This is a genomic window from Mycobacterium sp., from assembly GCF_035603715.1.
Taxonomy (GTDB): Bacteria; Actinomycetota; Actinomycetes; order Mycobacteriales; family Mycobacteriaceae; genus Mycobacterium.
In genome coordinates this window covers 1-4,457 of sequence record NZ_DATNJW010000122.1, presented here as the reverse complement: position 1 = coordinate 4,457, position 4,457 = coordinate 1, and the positions used below count along the sequence as shown (strand labels likewise).

Here is a 4,457-nt window from a genome sequence, read left to right as displayed (position 1 = left end):
GCGAGTCGATTGACGTGTCGGTGGTGCGCAACGGACGGATCAGCGCCTCCTGGGCGAAGGAAGCCAGCAGCTCACCCTCTTCGGAGTGCACCGCCCCGCGGACGTACGACATTCCCGCGCCGACCTGAGTGCTCTCGTGGGTGTAGAGCAGCCACCCGTCCCAGCGCACCGGTTCGTGGAACGCGACGGAGATGCTCATCGGCGCGGTGGACACGGTCAGGTGCGACTGGGCGGTACCGATGCCCTCATGGGCGCGCATCGTCGTCGAAATGCCAAGGTGGCCGGTGAAGTACGCGATCAGCGCCTTGGCCAGATCGTCGCGGGCGGGGATCGGGTCATAGTGCAGCCACGCGTAAAGCTCCGGCGGACCGACCTCGTCGGGACTATTCACGTCGACCACGTCGACCAGTCGCAATTCCCGGCCGGCCATCGGCATCGCCCCGTCGTTGGCGTCGGCGGGCGCGGCCACCTCGGGACGCGGCAGGTGGTGGCGGATCACGTCGTCGGACGGCACATCCAGCAGCGTCGTCACCGTGATGGCGCGACGTCCGCCCTGCGTCACGCTGACCACCGCGGTCGCGGTCGAACGGCCTTCGGCGACGACGTCGATGTCGAACTCGACCGGGGGGCCGACCACCACGGCGCGGGCGAACACGGCGTGCACCGAGCGCACCGATTTCTCCGGAAAGCGTTTGGCCACCGCCACGATCACCTGGGCGAGCACCTGGGTGCCTTCCACGACCTGGCGTTCATCCTCGGCGGCGATGCCGGTGTCGGCGATAAAACGGCCGTCATCGGCGGGGCGTGCGTCGAACAAGTCGAGGAGGCCGGCGACCGACCAGTGCGTCTGCTCAGAGTCTGTTGTCACCTAGCGAGAATGACATTCTCGCTAAAACTTGTAAAGCTTTCCGATCGTCACGACGCCTCGATCACCTGGGTTTTGAAACGGTCGAGGACTTCGAGAGCGTGCGCCAGACTGTCGCCCGGCAGACCCACCTGCACCCAGTTCACGCCGAGCTTGGCCAGCCGTTCGAGGCCGCCCAGGTAGGCATCGGCGTTGAAGTCATCGCCGGCCGGGCTGCCACCTTCGAAATTGCCGAACACGATATCGATCGTCGAGGGATCCCGGTCTGCCTTGTCGAGCCGGCGGCGCAGATCATCGACGCCGTCGGCGAGCGCTTCCATCGAATCCATCGCCGCGGTGCGCGCGGTCTGCGCCAGCTGCGGTGGCGCGGCGAACGGGCACCACCCGTCTCCCTTCTCGGCGACCCGACGCCGAGCGGCCCCGGTGTTGCCACCGATCCAGATCGGCGGATGCGGATCGCTCACCGGCCGGGGGTGCGCAGTGATCCCCTTGGCGCTGAAATGCGTGCCCTCGAAGGTGACGTCGTCGGTTGTCCAAATGGCCCGGATCACGTCGAGTGCCTCGTCGAACAGCGCGGCGCGCTCCTCGAAGTCCACCCCGAGCGCGGCGAACTCTCGCTTGAGGTAGCCGACGCCGACAGCAAGGGTGAATCTGCCGCCCGAGAGCAGGTCCAGTGTTGCGCCAGACTTGGCCACTACGAACGGGTTTCGGTACGGCAGTACCACGATGTTCGGAATGAGCCGCAGCGTGGTGGTCCGGGCCGCGGCGTATCCCATCGCGACGAACGGGTCCAGCGCATCGTGTCCGCCCGCTTCGAGCCAGCGCTGACTGGGCGCCGGGTGGTCGGTGAACCCGAAGCCATGGATACCGGCCGCCTCGGCGGCTGCGGCCACCTTGGCGATCCCGTCGCCGGTGACCAATTCCGGGTTGTATGGGTGGCTGTGCATCGGGTGGGTGATGGTGAATTTCATCTGCCGCTTTCCTTAGCTGAGCGCCGACGACGTGCCTGCAAAATACCGCGTGACATTTATACGATAATCTGTAAAGCCGGCCGGGCAACCGGCTGGTCAGTTTCACCGCCGCAAAAGGAGCGACGCAGTTGGGCATCGTGACCACGAGCTCGGAAACGGCCTTCGCTCGCTCCCCCGAGACCATCTACGACTTCGTCACCAACCCGGCGAACTGGCCCAAGACCTATCCCGGCAGCGCGCACATCACGAACCTGCCCGGGGAACTGCCGTTGAAGGTGGGCGACACCTGGCAAGAGTCCGGGCCCGACGGCGATCGGATTTTTACCTGGCATCTGGCGATCGCCACCCGGCCCAGGCTGTGGATGTTCAGTTCCGTTGGGCCCCTTGGCCATGACCGCGACGGCAACGGCGGCTTGGAGGGACGCATCACGGTCCAGTATCAGTTCAGCAGGCCGGGCGAAGACGTCACGCTGTTCACTCGGACGATGACCATCGAGGCGTACAAACACGCCCCGTTGCCCGACGCCTTGTTCCAGCAGGTCAACCCCGCCAAGATCGACACCTACCACCGGGCGATCGCGCGAGAATTGGATGTCCTTGATGACGGCAATGGTTGAGGGACTGACCCCGCTGGCGACGGGGTTCTGCTTCGGCGAAGGCCCGCGCTGGTTCGAGGGCCTGCTGTGGTTCTCCGACATGCTCGGCGAAGCCGTGCATACCGTCACCCTGAGCGGATCGATGACCACGCTGCCGCTGCCCGGTGTTTCGCCGTCGGGTCTGGGGTTCCGGCCGGACGGCTCGCTATTGATCGTGTCCACCGAAGACCGTCGGCTGCTGCGCTATGACGGCGAAACCGTGGACACCGTGGCCGATTTGGGCGCTCTGACGCCGGCCGACCTCGGCGACATGGTCGTCGACAGAAACGGCCGGGCGTACATCGGGTCGCAGGCCTTCAGCGGCGGCGTCATTGTGCGGGTCGACCCCGACGACACGGCCAGCGTGGTCGCGCGCGACCTGGACTTCCCCAACGGCATGGCCATCACGCCCGACCACCGGACCCTGATCGTCGCCGAGTCGATCGGCCGGCGTCTCACCGCGTTCAGCATCGGCGTCGACGGTGCACTGTCGGGTCGACGAGTCTTCGCCGATGGCCTGGACGGGCCGCCCGACGGCATCTGCCTCGACGCCGAGGGCGGCGTGTGGACGGCGATGACGCTGGCGCACCAGTTCGAGCGCATCGTCGACGGCGGTGAGGTGACGCATCGGATCGACATCGGTGATCGCGCGGCGATCGCCTGCATGCTCGGCGGGTCCGCGGATCGCACGCTGTTCATGCTGTCGAGCAGCGACGCCTATCCCAAGCGCCTGATCGGTACCCGGCTGTCCCGGGTCGACACGGTGATCGTGGATACTCCCGCCGCGGGGCCGGCGTGAAAGGTGAACGATGACCGACTCCTATTACGAGCTGATCGATGACGACGACCCGTTGGGCGAAAAGTTCACTGCCACAGACCTTGTGCGCAGCACGTGGACAGCGGCGATCCAGCATGCCGGGCCGGTGTCGGCGCTTCTGGTCCGCGCACTGGAACGCTGTGCGGCCCGCGACGACACCCGGCTGAGCCGCGTCGCCATCGACCTGCTGGGACCGGTGCCCGCCGACGGCGACATGTGGGTTCGCTCGAAAGTCGAGCGCCCCGGTAAGCAGATCGAGTTGATCAGCGCCGAAACGCTGGCCCTGGGCCCCGATGGTCAGCCCCGGCCGACGGCGCGAGCCACCGGATGGCGCCTTCAACAGCTCGACACCACCGACCTGGTACACGCTGCCGCCCCGCTGCCGGGCCCGCTGAGCGAGGCACGCAGCCGTGATCTCGCCAAGAACTTCGATCGCAACTACGTGCACAGCCTGGACTGGCGCTGGCTGACCAAGCCGCTCAACGAAGGGCCCGGGGAATCCTGGATCAAGCCGACGGCCGACCTGGTCAACGGCGAGACGATGACGCCGCTGGAGCGGCTGTTCGCGGTCGCCGACTGCGCCAACGGCATCGGTTCCAAGATCGACATCACCAAGTGGACGTTCTTGAACAACGACCTCGTCGTGCACGTGCACCGGATCCCCGACGGCGAATGGATCGGCATCCGGGCGGAAACCAACTACGGACCGGACGGGATCGGCACCACGGTGGGCACCCTGTTCGACCCGGCCGGTGCCGTGGGCAGTATTCAGCAGTCGGTGCTCGTGCGCCGACGGCCCAGGTCTTAACGGTTTGCGTCGAGATCGACGCTAGCGCAGTCTTTTCCCGCGATTGACAGCGCTGGCGTCGATCTCGGCGCCGACGGGAACGGGTGGGATGACATCGACGACGCGCAGCTGCATCCGATCCGATGCGCTGATAGCCGCGGCGATCAGGCGTGCGACATCATCGGGCGGCACCTGCCCGGTCGACCGCACGACCGAGGCTCGCACGCCAGTCCCGACGAATTCGGCGTCCAGACCACTGACCCACGCGTCGAGCATCCGATGCGCGCCCTCCGGCGATGCCCCGATCAATTCCGGGCTGAGCAGCACCACGTCGCCCCGGCCGTTGTCGATCATCGGCGTAACGAGTTGCGCCACAAGGTGT

6 protein-coding genes are annotated in these 4,457 nt (G+C 66.6%); 3 read left to right on the top strand and 3 right to left on the bottom strand.

Annotated elements, in window-relative coordinates:
* Together VN856_RS05650 and VN856_RS05645 are read right to left on the bottom strand one after the other, a co-directional pair.
* Positions 1 to 868: acyl-CoA thioesterase (locus VN856_RS05650; RefSeq protein WP_325686990.1), on the bottom strand; the 868-nt coding region annotated here is incomplete at its 3' end.
* A gap of 47 nt (positions 869 to 915) precedes the next feature.
* On the bottom strand, positions 916 to 1,836 hold the full coding sequence (locus VN856_RS05645) for an LLM class F420-dependent oxidoreductase (RefSeq protein ID WP_325686988.1): 921 nt from the start codon (positions 1,834 to 1,836) through the stop codon (positions 916 to 918).
* A gap of 128 nt (positions 1,837 to 1,964) precedes the next feature.
* Between VN856_RS05645 and VN856_RS05640 the strand changes: the two genes are divergently transcribed.
* From VN856_RS05640 to VN856_RS05630, 3 genes are read left to right on the top strand one after another with little or no spacing between them, the layout of a single operon-like run.
* Positions 1,965 to 2,453, top strand: coding sequence for an SRPBCC family protein (locus VN856_RS05640; RefSeq protein WP_325686986.1), 489 nt, complete (start codon positions 1,965 to 1,967; stop codon positions 2,451 to 2,453).
* Positions 2,446 to 3,270: an SMP-30/gluconolactonase/LRE family protein gene (locus tag VN856_RS05635; RefSeq protein WP_325686992.1), complete on the top strand. Its 825-nt coding sequence runs from the start codon at positions 2,446 to 2,448 to the stop codon at positions 3,268 to 3,270. The genes VN856_RS05640 and VN856_RS05635 overlap by 8 nt, the downstream gene beginning before the upstream one ends.
* A gap of 10 nt (positions 3,271 to 3,280) precedes the next feature.
* Positions 3,281 to 4,096 carry a thioesterase family protein gene (locus VN856_RS05630; RefSeq protein ID WP_325686984.1) on the top strand — a complete coding sequence of 272 codons (816 nt, stop codon included), beginning with the start codon at positions 3,281 to 3,283 and terminating at the stop codon, positions 4,094 to 4,096.
* Between the two features lie 21 nt (positions 4,097 to 4,117).
* On the opposite strand, the gene VN856_RS05625 is transcribed toward VN856_RS05630, so the two are convergent.
* On the bottom strand, positions 4,118 to 4,457 hold a 340-nt coding region (locus VN856_RS05625), incomplete at its 5' end, for a hypothetical protein (protein ID WP_325686982.1).

Excerpts from the sequence above, each read along its gene's own strand:
- VN856_RS05645 (WP_325686988.1), bottom strand. The coding sequence starts at position 1,836 with ATGAAATTCACCATCACCCACCCGATGCACAGCCACCCATACAACCCG.
- VN856_RS05635 (WP_325686992.1), top strand. The coding sequence starts at position 2,446 with ATGGTTGAGGGACTGACCCCGCTGGCGACGGGGTTCTGCTTCGGCGAA.
- VN856_RS05630 (WP_325686984.1), top strand. The coding sequence starts at position 3,281 with ATGACCGACTCCTATTACGAGCTGATCGATGACGACGACCCGTTGGGC.